Here is a 19,376-nt window from a genome sequence, read left to right as displayed (position 1 = left end):
CTGGTAGCTTGTTTCCGGCTTTGCCAAAGGCTGCGTCGGATACATATCACTGAATCTTCGGTTCCTGCGTCCCGCTTCTTTCGAAGTGGGTAGAAACTATTTTTGTACGCGCCAGGGGTATGCGCAAGGGCCCCTGGAGAACTACAAACGGGTAGTTCTCCAGGGGCCCTTGGTACCCGGATTGGGGCGGCGCTAGTTGGATTCGGGGCGCTCTGTCCGGCTGCGCTTAAGCTCGAAGAAGTGTGGGTAGGCTGCCAGTTCGGTGGTGGCGTCCCAGATTTTGCCTGCCTCTTCGCCGCGCGGGATCCGGGTCAGCACGGGTCCAAAGAACGCCGTACCGTTGAAGGCCACTACGGGTGTGCCCACGTCCTGGCCCACCAGGGAGATGCCTTCCTCGTGGCTGGCGCGGAGCTGTTCGTCGTACGCGTCCGTCGTGGCGGCGCCGGCCAGGGACGCAGGAAGGCCGCACTCCGCGAGAGCCTTCGTGATCACCAGGTTGCGGTCCTTTTCGCCGCCGTCATGGATCAGCGTGCCCATGGCGTCGTAGAGCGCCTTGACCGTGTCCGGTCCGTGCTCCTGCTGCGCGGCGATGATGACGCGCACCATGCCCCAGGCGTTGTCCATGGACTCGCGGTAGGCCGGTTCCAGGTCGCGGCCCTCGTTGAGGACGGCCAGGCTCATGACATGCCAGACAGTCTCGATGTCCCGGACGCCCTCCACCTCGCCGATCCACCGCGAGGTGATCCACGCGAACGGGCACAATGGATCGAACCAGAAGTCGGCCCGGTTCCTAGTGGTTTCACTCATAGCTGTTCCTTAGGGTACGGGCAGCTGCGCAGGGGGCAGCCACGACTGTCAGGGGGTGATGGGAGTGGGCGGAAGTGTGCTACGCGGACTTCCGGCGCTTGGCGGCGTGCGGGATCATGGTGGGCTCGGCGCCCTTGAGGACCACGTCCGCCGTGATCACCACGCTGGCCACGTCCTCGCGGCTGGGAAGATCAAACATGACCGGAAGCAGGACTTCCTCCAGGATGGCCCGCAGGCCGCGGGCGCCGGTGCCGCGCTCCAGGGCCTGGTCCGCGACGGCATCGAGGGCGGCGTCGTCGAACACCAGTTCCACGCCGTCGATCTGGAACATCTTCTGGTACTGCTTGACCAGTGCGTTCTTGGGCGTGGACAGGATCTGGATCAGAGCCTCGCGGTCCAGGTTTGAGACCGTGGTGATAACCGGCAGGCGGCCGATGAATTCGGGGATCAGCCCGAACTTGAGCAGGTCCTCCGGCATCACCTCGCCGTAGGAGTCCACTTTCTTGCTGGCCTCGTTCAGGGGCGCGCCAAAGCCAATCCCCTTCCGCCCGGAGCGCGACCCGATGATTTCTTCCAGCCCGGCGAAGGCGCCGGCCACAATGAACAGCACGTTAGTGGTATCAATCTGGATGAATTCCTGGTGCGGATGCTTCCGTCCGCCCTGCGGCGGGACGGACGCAACGGTGCCCTCAAGAATCTTCAGGAGAGCCTGCTGGACACCCTCACCCGAAACGTCCCGGGTGATCGAGGGGTTTTCGCTCTTGCGTGAGATCTTGTCGATCTCGTCAATGTAGATGATGCCCTGTTCGGCCTTCTTGACGTCGTAGTCCGCGGCCTGAATGAGTTTGAGGAGGATGTTTTCCACGTCCTCGCCCACGTACCCGGCCTCGGTCAGGGCAGTGGCGTCCGCAACGGCGAACGGCACGTTCAGTCGGCGTGCGAGGGTCTGGGCAAGGTAGGTCTTGCCGCAGCCGGTGGGTCCGATCAGGAGGATGTTCGACTTGGCGATTTCGACGTCGTCGTGGTGCCCGCCGTCGCCCAGGCTGCCGGACTTGGGAGCGTGACCCGCCTGGATGCGCTTGTAGTGGTTGTAGACCGCGACGGCGAGGGAGCGTTTGGCGGGTTCCTGGCCGATGACGTATTCCTGCAGGAAGTCGAAAATCTCACGGGGCTTGGGCAGTTCGAAGCTGCCCAGGTCGGCGACTTCCGCGAGTTCTTCCTCGATGATTTCGTTGCACAGTTCTATGCACTCATCGCAGATGTAGACTCCCGGCCCGGCAATGAGCTTCCGTACCTGCTTCTGGCTCTTTCCGCAGAAAGAACACTTCAGCAGATCCGTGCTCTCGCCAATCCGAGCCATATGTGAACCCCTTAGTATCTTGCTGCCATGCAGCCTTGCACCGTTGCTGGAATATTCACCAGCCTGCGAGGACCGGTTTGTGACAACTTCCACTCTAGGTCACATTGGGTCCCAAGGGTGGAAGGAAAAGGCCGGTGGGGCCAAATGAACTGGCCCGCACCGGCACTTTACGTACTGCTACCTCGTGATTGCCTGAGGTTTGATCTTGCGCGAGTCCAGGACCTGGTCGATCAGGCCGTACGCCTGGGCCTCGTCAGCGGTCAGGATCTTGTCACGCTCGATGTCGTTGTTGACCTGCTCGGAGGTCCGGCCCGAGTGGCGGGCCAGGGTGTCTTCGAGCCAGGACCGCATGCGCATGACTTCCGCCGCCTGGATTTCGAGGTCGGAGGCCTGCCCGCCCTGGCCGCCGGACAGGGCCGGCTGGTGGATCAGGACGCGTGCGTTGGGAAGCGCCAGGCGCTTGCCCGGAGTTCCGGCCGCGAGGAGGACGGCTGCGGCGCTGGCAGCCTGGCCAAGGCAGACGGTCTGGATCTCGGGCCGGATGTACTGCATGGTGTCGTAGATGGCCGTCATGGCAGTGAAGGATCCGCCCGGCGAGTTGATGTAGATGGTGATGTCGCGGTCAGGGTCGGTGGATTCGAGGACCAGCAGCTGGGCCATGATGTCGTCAGCGGACGCGTCATCCACCTGCACGCCGAGGAAGATGATGCGGTCCTCGAACAGCTTGGTGTAGGGATCCTGGCGCTTGAAGCCGTATGGGGTACGTTCCTCGAACTGCGGCAGGACGTAGCGGCTGGACGGAAGATTACCGGCGGACCACCCGAAGTTGTAGTTCATATTGTTGCTCCTGATCTGAGTGTTCTTGATGCCGGATTAGTTTTCGGAAGCTGACGGACCGGTGCCGTTGGACGTTCCGCCGCCGCCGGCAACGGAGCCTGCGTGCGCGGCGATCTTGTCGAAGAATCCGTACTCGAGGGCTTCAGTGGCGGTGAACCACTTGTCGCGGTCGTTGTCCTTGAGGATGGTCTCAACGGCCTGGCCGGTCTGTTCGGCGGTCAGCTCCGCCATGACCTTCTTCATGTGCAGGATCAGTTCAGCCTGGATCTTGATGTCCGATGCGGTACCGCCGATGCCGCCGGAGGGCTGGTGCATCAGCACGCGGGCGTTGGGGGTGGCGTAGCGCTTGCCCTTGGTGCCGGAGGACAGCAGGAACTGGCCCATGGAGGCAGCGAGACCGGTGGCGACTGTCACGACGTCGTTCGGAATGAACTGCATGGTGTCGTAGATGGCCATGCCCGCCGTTACGGATCCGCCCGGGGAGTTGATGTAGAGGTAGATGTCCTTGTCCGGGTTCTCGGCGGACAGCAGGAGCAGCTGCGAGCAGATAGCGTTGGCGTTGTCGTCACGCACCTCCGAACCGAGCCAGATGATCCGCTCCTTCAGCAGGCGGTTGTAAATGTAATTGTCCTGGGCTGCAGGATCGACGGTCGCCATCCGGGGGGCCTCTGGGTGCTGTGACATGGTTACTTACCTCTCGCTGGTGACAGTGACATCACTGAAAATCACTACTTGGACACTAACCGGTTTCACCGACATTTTGTTCGCGCCCTGACGGCTGTTCGCTGACGGCGCACGATCGGCAAAGGGGCGTCCTTTGCCGCCGGACGAAACGCGAACGGCCCCCGGATCTGGCGATCCAGGGGCCGTTGCATAGCTCGTGCGGCTAGGCCTTTGCCTCGGCCTTGTCGGCCCCGTCAGCGGTCTCTGCGGCGTCGGCTTCGACGGCCTCTGCGTCAGCTGCTTCGGCAGCCGGTGCTTCCTCGCCTGCAGGACGGACGAAGTCGGTGAGGTCCACGGCGTTGCCCTCGGTGTCGGTCACCTCGGCCTGGCCGAGGACGACGGCGAGTGCCTTGCGGCGGCGTACCTCGGAAACCATCATCGGGACCTGGCCGCTCTGATCGATGATCTGGGCGAACTGGTTGGGGTCCATGCCGTACTGGCCGGCGGTGGTGACGATGTAGTCGATCAACTCGTTCTGGCTGACGTTGACTTCTTCCTTCTCGGCGATGGCGTCGAGGATGATCTCGTTCTGGAAGGCGCGGGCGGTGTTGGCCCGGACCTCTTCGCGGTGCTCCTCGGTGTCGTGCTCGCCGTCACCGTGGCCGTTGCCCTCCTTGAAGTGGGCTTCCAGCTGCTCTTCGACGACGGACTCGGGAACCGGAACCTCGACGAGTTCAACAAGCTTGTCCAGCACCTTGTCGCGGGCTTCGACGCCCTGCTCCACGATCTTGGAGCTGGCGGCCTGCTTGGCCAGGTCTTCGCGCAGTTCGGCCAGGGTGTCGAACTCGGAGGCGAGCTGGGCGAAGTCATCGTTCGCTTCGGGGAGTTCGCGTTCCTTGACGGCCTTCACCACGACCTTGACCTGCGATTCCTGGCCGGCGTGGTCGCCGCCCACCAGGGTGGTGTTGAAGATGGCGTCTTCGTCGGCGCTGAGGCCGGTGACGGCTTCATCGAGGCCTTCCAGCATGGTGCCGGAACCCACCTGGTAGGACAGGCCGGACGCGGAGTCCACCTCTTCGCCGTCGATCGTGGCGGTGATGTCGATGGTGAGGAAGTCGCCGTCGGCGGCGGGACGGTCAACGGACTTGAGCGTGCCGAAGCGGCCGCGCAGTTCGTCCAGGGCCTTGTCCACGTCCTCGTCGGAGGACTGGGCGGCGGCAACTTCGACCTTGATGCCGGCGTAGTCGGGCAGCTCGATCTCGGGGCGGACGTCAACTTCGGCAGCGAACTTGAGGCCGCCTTCGGTGGCGGAGGGGTCCGGAACCTCGGTGATTTCAACCTCGGGACGGCTCAGCGGACGGATGCCGGATTCCTGCACGGCAGCCTGGTACCACCCGTTGAGGCCCTCGTTGATGGCGGTCTCGAGGACGTAGCCGCGGCCGACGCGCTGGTCGATGAGCTTGGCGGGAACCTTGCCCTTACGGAAGCCAGGGACCTGGATCTGCGAAGCAACAGTCTTGTAAGCCGAGTCGATGCTGGGCTTCAGTTCCTCAAAGGGAACCTCAACATTGAGCTTGACCCGCGTGGGGGTGAGGTTCTCGACAGCGCTCTTCACGGTCTAAGTACTCCTGGGTTTGTGGGATGGGTTTCTGCAAACGCAATGTTTCTTGTCCAGGCCGTGCGGTCCGGGCGGCAGAGTCGGGGTGACAGGATTTGAACCTGCGACTTCCTGCTCCCAAAGCAGGTGCTCTAGCCAAGCTGAGCTACACCCCGTTAATGCACAGGCAAGTCTACGGTGATACGCGCCGTGTTTGCACATTTGACACGTAGCCCATGGATTAGGTTTAGTTATATCCGGCTTGAACAGCCAGCCCGAAGTTTCCGCCTGCTAGTGTTGCAGGAGGTCCTTCCTCCGGGGACGTAGCTTAATGGTAAAGCCTCAGTCTTCCAAACTGATTACGCGGGTTCGATTCCCGTCGTCCCCTCTCCGGAACAAAAAAGCCCCTCATCCGAGGGGCTTTTTTCGTCTACTCCTTCTGGCAGTTCGGGCACCAGTACAGGTTGCGCCCGGCCAGCTCCGCGATCAGCACCACGGTGCGGCATACCCGGCAGGGCAGGCCGTGCCGCTTGTAGACGAAGTGCGCGTCCTCCTGCACAGGGAAGCTTGCGCTCCTGGGCGGCACGGCGAGACCGGCGGCGGCCGCTTTCGCGGCGGTGGTCCCGTGGACCTTCCAGTACCGCGGCGGGGTGGTGATGATCCGGCCGTCGGCCACACCGTCGTTCATGAGGGAAACAACGTCGCGCCACAGTTTCCGGGCGGCGGCATCCGTGACGGCGGAGCCCGGCAGCCAGGGGTGCAGACGGAGGCGGAAGAGGACCTCCGCGCGGTACACGTTCCCGATGCCGGCGATGATTTTCTGGTCCATCAGCAGCGCCGCGACAGGGGTTTTGCGGCTCTGCAGGTTTGTTGCGAAGCGTCCGGCGTCGCCCCGGCGGTTGCGCAGGGGGTCCGGGCCCAGCCGGGCAAGCACCGCATCGGCCTCGGCGGCGGTGATGGTTTCGCACGTCGTGGCGCCGCGCAGGTCAGCCCAGCCGTGGCTGCTGACCAGCCGGACCCGGACCGCGCCCACAGGGGCGGGCGGCCCGGCGTAGGAGGTGCCGGCGTCGTCCTCCGCGAACGCTTCCTGCTCCCCCACCCGGCGGGGCGCCCCAATGCTGGAGGAGCCGGTAAACGTGCTGTCGCCGCCGAAGCTCCAGGCACCGTACAAACCCAGGTGGACATGCAGCACCAGCGCGTTGTCAAAGTGCAGGAACAGGTGTTTGCCATGCGCTTCGGCGCTGACCAGGGTATGGCCGTCCAGCAGCGCTGCTCCCCCGCTGAACCTGCCCTGCGGACTGGACACGCTGAGGGTTTCACCGGCGAAGACGCCACCGAACTGCCGGGCGAGGCGCCGGACTGAATGCCCTTCCGGCACTACTCGATGACCTCGCCGGTCGCCTCGTAGGCAGCGATCTTGCCGATCCTGCGGACGTGCCGCTCGTCGTTGCTGAAGGGCTCGGCCAGGAAGGCTTCGATGAGCTCCGTGGCCTCATCCACGGTGTGCTGGCGGCCGCCCACAGCCACGACGTTCGCATCATTGTGCTCCCGCGCCAGCGTGGCGGTGGAGTGGTTCCATACGAGCGCGGCGCGGACGCCCTTGACCTTGTTGGCTGCGATCTGCTCGCCGTTGCCCGATCCGCCCAGCACGATGCCGAGGGCGTGGACGCCCGCCTGCTGGTCCGCCACCACTGCGAGCGCGGCGTTGATGCAGAAGGACGGGTAGTCGTCCTGCGCGTCGTACACCTTTGGCCCGTGGTCCACCACGTCGTACCCCTTGGCTGTCAGGTGGGACACCAGGTGGGCGCTGAGTTCCATTCCGGCGTGGTCGGTGGCGATGTGGACCCGCGGGAAGGCAGGGGAAGAGGTCACGAGCAGAATCCGTTCGGTTGGCGGCGCTGGCGGCCAGGCAGGGAGGCGCCGGGGAGGTAGACAACACGGACAAGGATACTAGGAGTCCGCCTGTCCGGGCTGGTGCGCCGGCCCTCCGTCCCGGTGCGCCCTGTCAGCCACCCGGGTGAGGACTTCGGCGAGCCTCGCGGCTGAATCCTGGCTGCCGCCGCTGACCGCGAGGCGGCGCCCGTCCGTCTTGCTGACGACGACGGCGGGTCCGCTGCTGACAAGCATTGCGGCGGTTTCGCCGTGGTTCCGGTAGCCCCACCCGCCGAAGTCCGCTGCCCGGACTTCCGCTGCGCTGGCCTTCGAGATGGACCCGGCCGGTATGTCCATGACTGGCACCACTCCTGCGAGCAGGACCTTCAGCCCGGCGCGGTCGGCCTTCACGCGGGCGCACAGGAACGCGGCCCCAAAGACGGCCGCGGCAACAAGCAGCACGCCGAGCCACGGCACGGCAATGGCAATCAGCGCCGCCGGGAACAGCGAGGCGATGCCGATCATGATGAAGACGGAGCTCCTGGCGTGGACCCACAAGCGGATGCTGTCCCTGGTCAGATCCGGGTCGAGTTCATTCGCGATAACCGCCTGGAGCGCGCGGTCATCATCCGCCGACCATTGCTGGTCCGCCTTGTAGACGAAGCCCATGATTACGCCGAGTGACACGGCGGCACCGCTGCCGAGGGCCAGGACGGTGAGGTCAACGTGTGATTCGCGGGCGTCGGCCAGGCCGGCCTGGCCCATCAGCCCCGCGGCCAGGGCTGTGGCAATGAACAGGCTGAGGAAAAGCCCCGCGCCCATCATGATCCGCCGCATGAGCACCGGCCGGCCCAGCGGCACGGCCTGGTAGAAAACCAGCCAGCCGAACAGCAGGATCATCGCAGCGCCCCCGCCCACGTAGGCACCGAAGGGCGCGAAGGCCGCGCCGCCGTCGTCCGTCCAGCGGACCGCGAGCGGCTCCGGAAGCTCCCGCCGCAGCAGGAAAGCGCACAGGACAAAGGCGCCGGCCAGGACCAGCGGAAACCCGACGGCGAAACGCAGGGCCTTGGCGTCCACCGAATCCAGGAACTTTCCCATGAGTTAACGCTACTCCGGACCGGCTGCCACGACGCCCGGGAAACCGCCGCGCGGATGTGATGCGCGCAACCCCCGGCGCCGGGGAATGCAAGAATGATCAGTGCCGGAGCTGGGGACCGCCAGCTCCGCCGCCGCAACTTTTCTGGAGGTCCCCTTGCCAGGCATGAACCTGACGCGCGCAGAAGCCCGCGAACGCGCCCGACTGATTGCTGTTGAGTCCTATGACGTCAGCCTGGACCTGACAAGGGGCTGGGAGGTTTTCGGGACCACCACCACCGTTAGGTTCACAGCCGCGCCAGGCTCATCCACGTTCATCGACGCCGTGACCCGCACCGTGCACAGTGTCACCCTGAATGGACGCACCCTGGACCCGGTTGACGTGGCGGACGGCGTGCGCATCCAGCTCCCCGGGCTCGAGGAGCACAACGAACTCACCATCGTGGCCGAGGCGCCGTACATGAACACCGGTGAGGGCCTCCACCGGTTCGTCGACCCCGTGGACAACGAGGTCTACCTCTACACGCAGTTCGAGGTTCCGGATTCGAGACGAATGTTCGCCGTCTTCGAGCAGCCGGACCTGAAGGCGACGTTCGCGTTCACGGTCATGGCGCCGTCGCATTGGGACGTCGTGTCCAATTCCCCCACGCCGGAGCCGGTGGAGGCCCCTCCGGCCGAGGACGGCGCGGCCCGGTCCGTGTGGACATTCGCCCCCACCCCTCGGCTGTCCTCCTACGTTACGGCGCTGATTGCCGGCCCCTACCAGTCCGTCCGCAGCGAAGTATCCAGCTCCGACGGGCGCGTCATTCCGCTGGGCGTCTTCGCGCGGAAGTCGCTGATGCAGTACCTGGACGCCGATAACATCTTCGAGCTGACCCGGCAGGGCTTCGCCTTTTTTGAGGCCCAGTTCGGCTGCCCCTACCCGTTCGAAAAGTATGACCAGTTGTTCGTGCCGGAATTCAACGCCGGAGCCATGGAGAACGCCGGAGCCGTCACCATCCTGGAGGGCTATGTCTTCCGCAGCAAGGTCACGGGCGCGCAGATCGAACGCCGCGCCATCACGGTGCTGCACGAGCTGGCGCACATGTGGTTCGGTGACCTGGTCACGATGCGCTGGTGGAATGACCTGTGGCTGAACGAGTCGTTCGCGGAGTACATGTCCCACCTTGCCGCGGTGGAGGCCACCTCCTTTACCAGCGCCTGGACCACGTTCGCCTCCGTGGAAAAGTCGTGGGCGTACCGCCAGGACCAGCTGCCAACCACCCATCCCATCTTCGCTGAAATCAAGGACCTGCAGGACGTTGAGGTGAACTTCGACGGCATCACCTACGCCAAGGGCGCCTCCGTCCTCCGCCAGCTGGTGGCCTGGGTTGGTCCGGAACAGTTCATGGCCGGCGTCCGCGAATACTTCGCCAAGCACTCCTGGCAGAACACCGAGCTGGGCGACCTGCTGGTGGAGCTGGAGAAGGCCAGCGGACGCGACCTGGAGGTGTGGGGCCGGCAGTGGCTCGAGACCGCCGGGGTGAACACGCTTACCCCGGAACTGGAAGCGGATGAAGACGGCACCCTCCGGTCCTTCGCGATCGTCCAGTCCGCCGTGCCGGAATGGCCCACCATCCGTCCGCACCGGCTCGCCGTGGGTTTCTACAACCTGAACGGCGCCGGCAAGCTGGAGCGGGTGCACCGTGAGGAACTGGACGTGGACGGCGAACGCACGGAGGTGCCTGGACTGGTGGGCCTTGCCCGGCCGGACCTGATCCTCCTCAACGACGACGACCTTGCCTACGCCAAGGTGCGGCTGGACCCGAAGTCGCTGGCGACGGCCACGGCGCACCTGAAGGACTTCGAAGCGAGCCTGCCGCGGACACTGGTCTGGAACTCGGCCTGGGACGCCGCGCGCGACGGCGAGACGCCGGCGCGGAAGTACGTGGACCTGGTCCTGGCCAACGTGGCCGCGGAGTCGGACTCCTCAGTGATCCTGGTGCAGCTTCGCCAGCTCGCCACTGCCCTGAACTTCTACGTGGCCGAAGAGCACCGCGAGGCCACCACCGTGGCCGCCGCAGGCACGCTCTGGAAGCTGGCTTCCGGGGTTCCGGGCGGTTCCGACGCGCAGTTGCAATTCGTCAAGTCGTTCGCGCTGCTGGCGCGCAGCCCGGAGCAGCTGGACAGCGTGGCCGGGCTGCTGGACGGTTCGGTGACGCTGGAAGGCCTCCCGGTGGACCAGGACCTGCGCTGGGAGCTGGTGGCTTCACTCGTTGCGGGCGGCCGCCTCGGGCAGGACGGGATCGACGCCGAACTTGCCCGCGACAACACATCCAGCGGCCAGAACGCTGCCGCCCTGGCCAAGGCTGCCATCCCCACCCCCGAGGCCAAGGCGGAGGCCTGGGAGTCGATCGTGGTCAAGGGCGAGCTGTCGAACGCGCTGCAGGGTTCGGCGGTGACGGGCTTCATGCGCGTCCACGACCGGTCGCTGCTGGAGCCCTTCGCTGAGAAGTATTTCGCGGCGGTGCCGGGAATTGTCGAGAGCCGCACGCACGCACTCGCCCAGCAGATCGTCGTCGGGCTTTACCCTGCGCTGCTGACCACGCAGTCCACCATCGACCGGACGGACGGGTTCCTTGCGGCCCTTCCGCCGGAGAACGCAGCCCTCCGCCGGATGATGCTGGAAAACCGCGACGGCGTGGCGCGGGCTTTGCGGGCCCGGGCCGCCGATGTCTAGCACCCTTCCGGGAGGAGGCAGCTGATGAACATTTCTGAACACCGGTACGCCCTGGCCGTGCAGTGGACCGGCAACCTGGGCGCGGGGACCTCGTCCTACCGCGGCTATTCGCGGGACCACGACGTGATCATCCCCGGCCTGCCCGTTCTCAAGGGCTCGGCGGACTCCACGTTCCATGGCGACAAGGAACGCTACAACCCGGAACAGCTGCTGCTGGCCGCGCTGGCACAGTGCCACATGCTTTCGTACCTGCACGTGGCGGTGAAGCACGGCGTGGTGGTGACGGACTACCGCGACGAGGCATCGGGGCTGCTGCGGCTGAACCGCGACGGCAGCGGCCAGTTCCAGAAGGTGACGCTGCGGCCGCGGGTGACGGTGGCGGACGCCGGGCAGGCAGAGCTCGCCGGGCGGCTGCACCACGAGGCCAATCGGGTCTGCTTCATTGCCCGGAGCGTGAACTTTCCCGTGGACCACGAGCCTGTGACGGTGGCTGCCTAGTTTCCCGGGCTACCGGTGAGGGAGCGGACCAGGCGGGCCCCCCGCGGCAGGTGACAGTCCAGCTTTGCGGCGGTGGTCCGAGCCGTCGCCCCGGGCGTAGGAGGGATGCCGCGCGGCGGGGTGCCTGACGATCCCCAGGCCAGGCAGGTGACTTGGTGTCCTGACGCCACGGCCTGGCGGACGATTCCTGCTGACAGGAAGGCGGTCCGCCGAGCACAAGGATGCGCATTGCTCCACGCTACGGCGCTAGGGTTAAAGCAGAACAGAGCCGCGCTTCAAGGAGTTTTTCCAACTTATGGTCAGCATGTTGTCAGTCCTGCCGTCCGCCACCACCGACCCCAACGGCATCAGCATCACGGGCATCGTGATCAGCCTCGGCGTGGGGGTCACCGTGTGGCTGGTGGCAACGTTCATCATTTCCCGGATCACGTCCCGGGTGGCATCCGGAAGCAACTTCTTCAAGAAGCGCACCTTCAAGTGGGTTGCACCGGCCCTCCGCGCCCTGGACCATGAGCGGCGGGTGCAGCGCGCCGAAACCATCGGCTCGCTCCTGAACAGCGTGGTGGGCGTGCTGGTGGTGATCATCACCGGCATGTACGTGCTGCAGAACCTGGACATCAACATCGCCCCGCTGCTCACCAGCGTGGGAATATTGGGTGTGGCCATCGGTTTCGGTGCCCAGCAGCTGATCCGCGACTTCCTTGCGGGTATCTTCATCACCATCGAGGATCAGTACGGCATCGGTGACGTCATCGAAACCAGCGAGGTGGTGGGCGTAGTGGAATCCATGGGCCTGCGCATCACCCGGGTCCGGTCCGAGGACGGCGCCATCTGGTACCTGCGCAACGGCGAGATCCTGCGTGTGGGCAACCGCTCGCAGGGCAACTACGTGCCGCCGCAGGAAACGCCTGACGCACCCGCCGGCCACGGCCTGGACCATGGAGCCGAGCACACCAAGACGCAGCAGAAAGCCGGAGAGTAGCAATGAACATTCCCATCGAACCGCAGCGGCCCCAGTTGATGCAGAACGATCCCTTCAGCAAACCCGGATATACCGACAACTTCTACGACGCTGTGGGCGGCCGCGATACGTTCGTGAAGCTCATCGACGTCTTCTACGACGGCGTGGCCACCGATCCCCTGCTGCGCCCGATGTACCCGGAAGAGGACCTGGAGCCGGCCAAGCGGCGGTTCCTGATGTTTCTTGAGCAGTATTGGGGCGGCCCCACGACCTATGGCGAGGAGCGGGGCCATCCCAGGCTCCGGATGCGCCATATGCCGTTCAGGGTGACGCCCGAGGCCAAGGAGCGGTGGCTGTTCCACATGCGCCGGGCCGTGGACGCGCTGGAGCTGCCGCCGCTGTACGAGGGAACCCTCTGGGACTACATGGAGCGTGCTGCGCTGTCCATGGTCAACAGCCCGTCGGGGCAGTAACGGCTTTCTGCCCCTGTCCGCAGAAAGCCGGTTAGAGCAGGCCGCTTCCGGTCCTCGCCAGGACGTGGCCGCGGTTGCCGGTCAGCCGGAACCAGCGGCCGGCCCGGTACAGCTGCTGGTCACCGTCAGCCAAAAAGCCAAGGGCAAAGGCTGCGAAGGCGGCTCCCGCGGGCAGGCCTGTGCTGTCCAGTTCCCGTCCCCAGACGGCGGCCCGCGCGTTGTTTACGATCAATGCTCCGGGCCTGTCCGGCACGATCCCCGCGACTTCAGCGATACCGGTTTCCGCGGCCTGCCTCAGCTCCACGTCGCTGACTGACCCCAGCAGTTCCCAGCCCCCGCGGGGCGCGCCCACGCCCGTCCAGGATTCGGTGACGGTGGTGGGGGGAACCGGGAACTCGACGTCGTTTTCCCCTGCACGGGCGAGCCGGTCCAGGACGGCCGACAGCGTGACCGTGACGTCCGTCGTGGACGGTTCCGCCAGTGCCATTGTGCGCAGGCCCAGGATGGTGGGGGTGGCTTCGCCGAGCACCCGCGGGCGGAGCACGCACACATACGCCGCGAGGACGGAACCTGCGGCCTGCAGCCGGATGGCGCCGTCGTCAATCGCCTTGGCACGCGTGGTGAAGGTCTTCAGGTCGGCGAGATCACGGGGATCGGCGAAGCGGAAGGACGAGGTGAGGAGATCAGACACACCAAGAACACTACCGGCTGGAGCTTTGTTGAGCAGTCCCGGGGCGCCGTCTAGAGTCGAACCATGACTGAAGCCGAAGCCGGACTCCTGGCGCCTCCGCAGGGCGACCCAACGTCGTCGCTGATCACGCTCCTTGACCTTGGCCAGCTGGAGGGGGCCCGCACCGACGAGGACATCTTCCTCGGCCCCTCGCAGCAGCAGCCGCACCACCGGGTCTTCGGCGGCCAGGTCCTGGCACAGTCACTCATCGCCTCCACCCGCACCGTCGATCCGGAGCGATTTGTCCACTCCATGCACGGCTACTTCCTGCGGCCGGGTGACGCCAACAAGCCCATCACGTTCGGTGTCCAGCGCCTTCGCGACGGCCGGTCATTCTCGGCACGGCGTGTCCACGCGTACCAGGACGGCGTGCCGATCCTGTCCATGATCGCGTCCTTCCAGGGCGAGGACGAAGGCATCGAGCACGAGTCCGGGATGCCAACCGGTATCCCCGATCCCGAGTCCCTGCCCTCCACCGCGGACCTGCTGGGAAAGTTCGACCACCCTGTGGCACGGCACTGGGCCTACGAGCGGCCCTTCGACATCCGGCACATCGATCCCCCGCTCTATGTCTCCGCGAAGGGCGCCAAGGAAGCGCGGAACGCCGTGTGGATGAAGACGTTCGGGCCGATGCCGCCCAACGCCAACCTGCACCGGGCTGCCCTCGCCTACGCCAGCGACTACACGCTGCTTGAATCAATCCTCCGCAGGCACGGCCTGAGCTGGATCACGCCGGGGATGAACGTTGCCAGCCTCGACCACGCCATGTGGTGGCACCGCCCCGCCCGCGTGGACGAGTGGCTTCTTTACGTCCAGGAGTCTCCCAGCGCCCAGGGCGCACGGGGGCTGGCCACGGGCAAGATCTTCAACCGCGCCGGGCAGCACGTGGCGTCTGTGGCGCAGGAGGGCATGGTCCGGGTGCCCACCGATGTGAAAAGCAAAGTGGTGGGCGCCTTCCAGTCCAAGGTGATGGAGCACCAGATCCGCAAGGCTGTGCGCGACTGACAGCTCCGGCCGATCTCTTGCGGGGGCGAAGACCCCCGCACAGGAGACCCCGGGCATGAAGGAGGCCGGCACCCGAGCGGGTGCCGGCCTCCTTGTGTTGCCTGTAACTAGTCGCGCGTCAGGCGGCGGTGGGTCACGCGGTGCGGCTTGGCAGCATCGGGACCAAGGCGCTCCACCTTGTTCTCCTCATAGGATTCGAAGTTGCCCTCGAACCAGTACCATTTGGAGGGGTTCTCCTCATCGCCCTCATAGGCCAGGATGTGGGTCGCCACGCGGTCCAGGAACCAGCGGTCGTGGGAGACCACAACGGCGCAGCCGGGGAACTCCAGCAGCGCGTTTTCCAGGCTGCTGAGCGTCTCGACGTCGAGGTCGTTGGTGGGCTCGTCAAGCAGCAGCAGGTTGCCGCCCTGCTTGAGGGTCAGCGCGAGGTTGAGCCGGTTGCGCTCACCGCCGGAGAGCACGCCGGCTTTCTTCTGCTGGTCCGGTCCCTTGAAGCCGAACGCGGCAACGTAGGCGCGGGACGGCATTTCCACCTGGCCCACCTGGATGAAGTCGAGCCCGTCGGAGACAACCTCCCACAGGGTCTTGTTGGGGTCGATGCCGCCGCGGCTCTGGTCCGCGTAGGAGATCTTGACCGAATCGCCGATCTTCAGGTCGCCGCCGTCGAGCGGTTCAAGGCCGACGATGGTCTTGAACAGCGTGGTCTTGCCGACACCGTTCGGACCGATCACGCCCACAATGCCGTTGCGGGGCAGGCTGAAGGACAGGCCGTCGATCAGGACCCGGTCCTCGAAGCCCTTTTGCAGGTTCTTCGCCTCGAGGACCAGTCCGCCCAGGCGCGGTCCCGGCGGGATCTGGATTTCTTCGAAGTCGAGCTTGCGGGTCCGGTCCGCCTCAGCGGCCATCTCCTCGTAGCGGGCCAGGCGGGCCTTGGACTTGGTCTGGCGGCCCTTGGCGTTCGAGCGGACCCACTCCAGTTCCTCGGCGAGGCGCTTGGCCTGCTTGGCGTCCTTCTTGCCCTGGATCTCCAGGCGGGCACGCTTCTTCTCCAGGTAGGTGGAGTAGTTGCCCTCGTACGGGTACAGGTGTCCGCGGTCCACCTCGGCGATCCACTCAGCCACGTGGTCCAGGAAGTACCGGTCGTGCGTGACCGCCAGGACTGCGCCCGGGTAGGTGGAGAGGTGCTGTTCGAGCCACAGGACGCTCTCGGCGTCCAGGTGGTTGGTGGGCTCGTCGAGGAGCAGCAGGTCCGGCTTCTGCAGGAGGAGCTTGCACAGCGCAACGCGGCGGCGCTCACCACCGGAAAGGTTTGTAACGTCGGCATCCGCGGGCGGGCAGCGGAGCGCGTCCATGGCCTGTTCCAGCTGGGAGTCGAGGTCCCAGGCGTCGGCGGCGTCGATGGCTTCCTGGAGCTTGCCCATCTCCTCGAGGAGGGTGTCGTAGTCCGCGTCCGGGCTTGCCATTTCTTCGGAGATTTCGTTGAAGCGCTGGATCTTGCCGTAGATCTCGCCCACGCCTTCCTGGACGTTGCCCAGGACGGTCTTTTCTTCGTTCAGCGGCGGCTCCTGCAGCAGGATGCCCACAGTGTAGCCGGGGCTGAGCCTGGCCTCGCCGTTGGAGGGGGTGTCGAGTCCGGCCATGATCTTGAGGATGGTGGACTTACCGGCACCGTTCGGGCCCACAACGCCGATCTTGGCGCCCGGGAAAAAGGACATGCTTACGTCATCAAGGATGAGTTTTTCGCCAACGGCTTTGCGGGCCTTGGTCATTGTGTAGATAAATTCCGCCATGGTTCCAAATCTAGTGGGTTGGCGGCCTAACTCATATTTGCGGCGGAATCAGGACCCCACAAAGCACTTGCCGCTGGCGAGCACGGGAAGGACCGTGACCGTAACGGTCCCTTCCCGCACCTGGCCGATAACGCAGTCGCTGCCCTGCAGCACTGCGGCTTCAATTGCATCAGCCTCCAGGCCCGTGGGGGTGCGGCTCTGTGAGACCTGGAGCGCGGCGGGCGCGATGCCCGCACCGGTCAACGCATCGGTCACTTGGGCGGTGGCGGGCTTCGGTGCACCGGAGGCCAGCTGCGTTAAGGCATCCGTCACTGTCCGCCTGACAGTTTCAGTGGCTGCAGCATCCGGCGCCGGTGGTTGTGCAGAAGTGTTTGCGAGCGCTTCCGCGGAGGCGCCGATCGACGGTTCCGCCGCGGCGGCTGGCGGCTCGGGGATGTGGGACGTTGGCCGGGGCGCCGGAACTGCGGGAGTCGGAGTGCAGGCGGCCGCGGCGGCAACGAGGACAGCGGATGCGGCGAAACCGGCCAGTGGGCGGAGTCTTGGAAAGGGTGAGGGGGCCGCCGGTGAAGCACCGGCCGTGGACTTCTGCCGGTTATCAGGGGTAGGCCGCATGCTGTCATTCTGCCACGGGCGGCATGTGGGGTTTTGCATTCCGGGCGGACAAGGCGTGGCCGGGGGTGCCCTGGCCTTGCCCGCCCGGAAACCTGTGGCAGCGTCGATGGCGTTACTGGACTCCTGATTCGGCGAGCTCCCCCGTTTCCAAGTCGAGGGAAACGATGCCGCCGTCACTGTCCTCGATGACGACGGCAGAATGCCCGTCGTCATCGGGCTGGCCCTCCTCATGGTCCTCTGGCTCGTCCATGGGCTCGTCCATAACGCCCGGATGCTCGTTATCCGGGACGCGGGGCGGCTCCACGAGGGAAAGGACAGGCTTTGACGAAGTGCGGGTGAAATTCGCCGATCCGAAGGTGAGGTCATGCCCTACGGCAACGGCGTCGATGATAGTGGAGTGGTAGACACGCCCATCCTTCTCCCACGTGCTGAGCTTCAGTCTGCCGACCACTATGACCGGCTGACCCTTCCTGATGCTGCAACCGATGGTTCCCGCAAGCTGGCGGTAACCCTTCACGGTAAACCAGTTGGTGTGCCCGTCCACCCATGACTTGGCTGGCTCATCGAAGCGGCGTGAGGTGACGCCGACGCGGAAGGATGCCGTGGCAGTTCCGCCGGCAGTGGTGGAGCTCGTTACATCCGTGGCCACAAAGCCACGGATGGTGATCAAGTCTTTCATCTTTACGTCCTGTCTCAATGTTGTGCCTTGCAGGCATGACCAGCATGGCGCTCCGTACCAGCTGCCGGGGAGGACAGGATTCGCGTATGTGCACAACCAGAGCCTAAGTGTGATTGTGGGGGACCAGTGGGCGCGCCCGCAGGCCAGTGACAGCGCCCCGAGTCCCGGCAATGTAGACTTTTTGAGGCGCCGGTTCTGTTCCGGACGCACCCGCCTCAGTAGCTCAGGGGATAGAGCAGCGGCCTTCTAATCCGCCGGTCGGGGGTTCGATTCCCTCCTGGGGCACACACGTCAGGGCACCCCCGGTCTTCGGACCGGGGGTTTTCGTGCTTTTGCCGGTTGACCTACTGCTGCAGCAGGTGGGGCGCGTCGATAAGCGAGCGGACCACGCTGCCGGCTGCCCCCAGCAGCGCACCTGCCTGGCCCAGGGTCGAAGCGGTGACCTGGTCGGGCGGAAGCCTGCCGGGGGCATGTTTCTCGAGACTTGCGAGGAGGGGCTCGCGGAGCCAGGGGTCAATGACGGCGAAGTGCCCGCCGAGGACCACGGCGCCGATGTTGACCACGCGGGCGGTCGAGGCGAGTGCCACTCCGAGGTAGCGGCCGGCGCGCTCCACGCTGGACAGCGCGGAAGGAACCCCGGATTGCAGCGCCTGCACCAGCACGGCCATTGACTGGGACCGTGTCCGGGCCTCCGCATCGATACCGGCAGCGACAAAAATCGCATCCTGGCCCGCCACGGTCTCCAAGCATCCGGCCCCGCCGCAGGAACAAGGCAATCCGTCCGGCTCAACTACGACGTGCCCCACTTCGCCGGCATGGCCCTCCGGGCCGGTGAACAGTTCCCCGCCGATGACGAGGCCTCCGCCCACGCCTACCTCACCTGAAACAAACAGGAAGGTGGAGCTGCCGGAGGGCCGGTGCCGCACTTCGGCCAGGGCGGCCGCGTTGGCTTCGTTGAACAACGAGACCCCTAACGGCGTGTCCGGCAGCAGAGCATCGAGGTCCAGGTCAACGTCGCTCCAGCCCAGGTTGGGCGCGGTGAGAACGCGGGAGGCTGCTGCGTCCACCAGCCCCGGCACCGCGAGGCCGCCGCCGAGCACCTGCACACCGCTGCCCGCCGCTTCAGCGCGCACTTTGGCGGCGAGGCGCGCAAGCGCGGCAAGTACCGTCCCCTCAGCGGCGGGGCGGTTGTCCCGCTCCTGCGTCTCGAGGGCCAGCAGGTTGCCCGTCAGATCCGTAACACCGGCTGAGATGTAGTCGACGTTGATCTCCATACCCAGGACAGCTCGGGCGGAGTTCAGTTCAAGTCCCACGCCGGGCCTCCCCCGCCCCTGCTGGCTGAGGCCTACCTCGCGGATGACTCCGGCGTCCAGGAGATCGAGTACCAGGCTTGAGACCGAAGCCTTAGTGAGGCCCGTGGCGCTGGCCACCTGCGCCCGGCTGGGGTGCACCCCGGCGGGAGCATAAGCGATCCTGCCCAGCACCAGCGCCAGATTGCTCCGCCGGACGTCGCCCATGGTGCCGGGCCCGGCCGCCTCGGATGCGGCCAGGGGGGATGCCGTTGCCACAGGATGCTCCTTCATGAACTCAAAATTCGTGTCTGGTTGCTGTTGACTCACCCTACGTCGGCTCATATAGTTTAGGCAATAAACTATTACCGCCAGGCGGCGGTACCTGA

General features: G+C 65.6%; 18 protein-coding genes and 3 tRNA genes. 7 read left to right on the top strand and 14 right to left on the bottom strand.

Translation table 11 applies throughout. The features are described 5' to 3' along the window. Window positions 1-192 precede the first annotated feature (192 nt). The 6 genes from FDW83_RS00110 to FDW83_RS00085 all read right to left on the bottom strand — a co-directional run bounded on the left by FDW83_RS00110 (window position 193) and on the right by FDW83_RS00085 (window position 5,440). Window positions 193-807 carry a DsbA family protein gene (locus FDW83_RS00110; RefSeq protein WP_138135609.1) on the bottom strand — a complete coding sequence of 205 codons (615 nt, stop codon included), beginning with the start codon at window positions 805-807 and terminating at the stop codon, window positions 193-195. 79 nt (window positions 808-886) lie between these two features. Further along, window positions 887-2,167, bottom strand: coding sequence for an ATP-dependent Clp protease ATP-binding subunit ClpX (gene clpX, locus FDW83_RS00105; RefSeq protein WP_138135608.1), 1,281 nt, complete (start codon window positions 2,165-2,167; stop codon window positions 887-889). Window positions 2,168-2,344: 177 nt separating this feature from the next. After that, the gene (locus tag FDW83_RS00100) at window positions 2,345-3,004 is read right to left on the bottom strand and encodes an ATP-dependent Clp protease proteolytic subunit (RefSeq protein WP_138135607.1); all 660 of its coding nucleotides are present in this window, start codon (window positions 3,002-3,004) and stop codon (window positions 2,345-2,347) included. A gap of 36 nt (window positions 3,005-3,040) precedes the next feature. Continuing rightward, entirely contained in the window at window positions 3,041-3,661 is a 621-nt protein-coding gene (locus FDW83_RS00095) for an ATP-dependent Clp protease proteolytic subunit (RefSeq protein ID WP_138136074.1), read from the bottom strand. A gap of 229 nt (window positions 3,662-3,890) precedes the next feature. Further along, window positions 3,891-5,282 (bottom strand): trigger factor, encoded by a 1,392-nt coding sequence (gene tig, locus FDW83_RS00090; protein ID WP_138135606.1) that lies wholly within the window; start codon window positions 5,280-5,282, stop codon window positions 3,891-3,893. Between the two features lie 83 nt (window positions 5,283-5,365). Beyond that, window positions 5,366-5,440 (bottom strand) — tRNA-Pro (locus tag FDW83_RS00085). 141 nt (window positions 5,441-5,581) lie between these two features. Between FDW83_RS00085 and FDW83_RS00080 the strand changes: the two genes are divergently transcribed. After that, a tRNA-Gly gene (locus FDW83_RS00080) sits at window positions 5,582-5,652 on the top strand. A 42-nt stretch (window positions 5,653-5,694) separates the two neighbouring features. Here FDW83_RS00080 and FDW83_RS00075 read toward each other — a convergent pair. The 3 genes from FDW83_RS00075 to FDW83_RS00065 form a co-directional block, all read right to left on the bottom strand. Then, entirely contained in the window at window positions 5,695-6,642 is a 948-nt protein-coding gene (locus FDW83_RS00075) for an Fpg/Nei family DNA glycosylase (RefSeq protein ID WP_138135605.1), read from the bottom strand. Further along, the gene (locus FDW83_RS00070; RefSeq protein ID WP_138135604.1) at window positions 6,642-7,136 is read right to left on the bottom strand and encodes a ribose-5-phosphate isomerase; all 495 of its coding nucleotides are present in this window, start codon (window positions 7,134-7,136) and stop codon (window positions 6,642-6,644) included. Before FDW83_RS00070 ends, FDW83_RS00075 begins: the two co-directional genes overlap by 1 nt. 78 nt (window positions 7,137-7,214) lie before the next feature. Next, window positions 7,215-8,234 carry a hypothetical protein gene (locus FDW83_RS00065; protein WP_138135603.1) on the bottom strand — a complete coding sequence of 340 codons (1,020 nt, stop codon included), beginning with the start codon at window positions 8,232-8,234 and terminating at the stop codon, window positions 7,215-7,217. Between the two features lie 163 nt (window positions 8,235-8,397). Here FDW83_RS00065 and pepN point away from each other — a divergent pair, with 163 nt between their 5' ends. The 4 genes from pepN to FDW83_RS00040 all read left to right on the top strand — a co-directional run bounded on the left by pepN (window position 8,398) and on the right by FDW83_RS00040 (window position 12,882). Continuing rightward, window positions 8,398-10,950, top strand: a complete 2,553-nt coding sequence (gene pepN, locus FDW83_RS00060; protein WP_138135602.1) for an aminopeptidase N — start codon at window positions 8,398-8,400, stop codon at window positions 10,948-10,950. 24 nt (window positions 10,951-10,974) lie between these two features. Then, window positions 10,975-11,448, top strand: a complete 474-nt coding sequence (locus FDW83_RS00055; protein ID WP_138135601.1) for an OsmC family protein — start codon at window positions 10,975-10,977, stop codon at window positions 11,446-11,448. A 295-nt stretch (window positions 11,449-11,743) separates the two neighbouring features. Further along, window positions 11,744-12,430 (top strand): mechanosensitive ion channel family protein, encoded by a 687-nt coding sequence (locus tag FDW83_RS00045; RefSeq protein WP_138135600.1) that lies wholly within the window; start codon window positions 11,744-11,746, stop codon window positions 12,428-12,430. A 2-nt stretch (window positions 12,431-12,432) separates the two neighbouring features. Beyond that, on the top strand, window positions 12,433-12,882 hold the full coding sequence (locus FDW83_RS00040; RefSeq protein ID WP_138135599.1) for a globin: 450 nt from the start codon (window positions 12,433-12,435) through the stop codon (window positions 12,880-12,882). A 31-nt stretch (window positions 12,883-12,913) separates the two neighbouring features. Here the strand turns inward: FDW83_RS00040 and FDW83_RS00035 are convergent, their stop codons facing one another. Further along, entirely contained in the window at window positions 12,914-13,573 is a 660-nt protein-coding gene (locus FDW83_RS00035) for a hypothetical protein (RefSeq protein ID WP_138135598.1), read from the bottom strand. Between the two features lie 63 nt (window positions 13,574-13,636). On the opposite strand from FDW83_RS00035, the gene FDW83_RS00030 reads away from it, so the two are divergent. After that, complete coding sequence (locus tag FDW83_RS00030) at window positions 13,637-14,617, top strand: acyl-CoA thioesterase II (protein WP_138135597.1); 981 nt, start codon at window positions 13,637-13,639, stop codon at window positions 14,615-14,617. A gap of 107 nt (window positions 14,618-14,724) precedes the next feature. Here the strand turns inward: FDW83_RS00030 and ettA are convergent, their stop codons facing one another. The 3 genes from ettA to FDW83_RS00015 form a co-directional block, all read right to left on the bottom strand. Next, window positions 14,725-16,407, bottom strand: a complete 1,683-nt coding sequence (gene ettA / locus FDW83_RS00025) for an energy-dependent translational throttle protein EttA (RefSeq protein WP_138135596.1) — start codon at window positions 16,405-16,407, stop codon at window positions 14,725-14,727. Between the two features lie 48 nt (window positions 16,408-16,455). After that, window positions 16,456-17,019 carry a hypothetical protein gene (locus FDW83_RS00020; protein WP_138135595.1) on the bottom strand — a complete coding sequence of 188 codons (564 nt, stop codon included), beginning with the start codon at window positions 17,017-17,019 and terminating at the stop codon, window positions 16,456-16,458. Window positions 17,020-17,131: 112 nt separating this feature from the next. Further along, the gene (locus FDW83_RS00015) at window positions 17,132-17,698 is read right to left on the bottom strand and encodes a single-stranded DNA-binding protein (RefSeq protein ID WP_138135594.1); all 567 of its coding nucleotides are present in this window, start codon (window positions 17,696-17,698) and stop codon (window positions 17,132-17,134) included. A gap of 212 nt (window positions 17,699-17,910) precedes the next feature. On the opposite strand from FDW83_RS00015, the gene FDW83_RS00010 reads away from it, so the two are divergent. Then, a tRNA-Arg gene (locus tag FDW83_RS00010) sits at window positions 17,911-17,983 on the top strand. Window positions 17,984-18,042: 59 nt separating this feature from the next. On the opposite strand, the gene FDW83_RS00005 is transcribed toward FDW83_RS00010, so the two are convergent. Continuing rightward, window positions 18,043-19,215 (bottom strand): ROK family protein, encoded by a 1,173-nt coding sequence (locus tag FDW83_RS00005; protein WP_138136073.1) that lies wholly within the window; start codon window positions 19,213-19,215, stop codon window positions 18,043-18,045. Window positions 19,216-19,376: the final 161 nt, after the last annotated feature.

The sequence above is a fragment of the Pseudarthrobacter sp. NamE2 genome (assembly GCF_005796205.1).
In the GTDB taxonomy this organism is placed as follows: Bacteria; Actinomycetota; Actinomycetes; order Actinomycetales; family Micrococcaceae; genus Arthrobacter.
The sequence above is the reverse complement of the archived record's forward strand: the minus strand, read 5'-3'. Positions and strand labels throughout refer to the sequence as shown.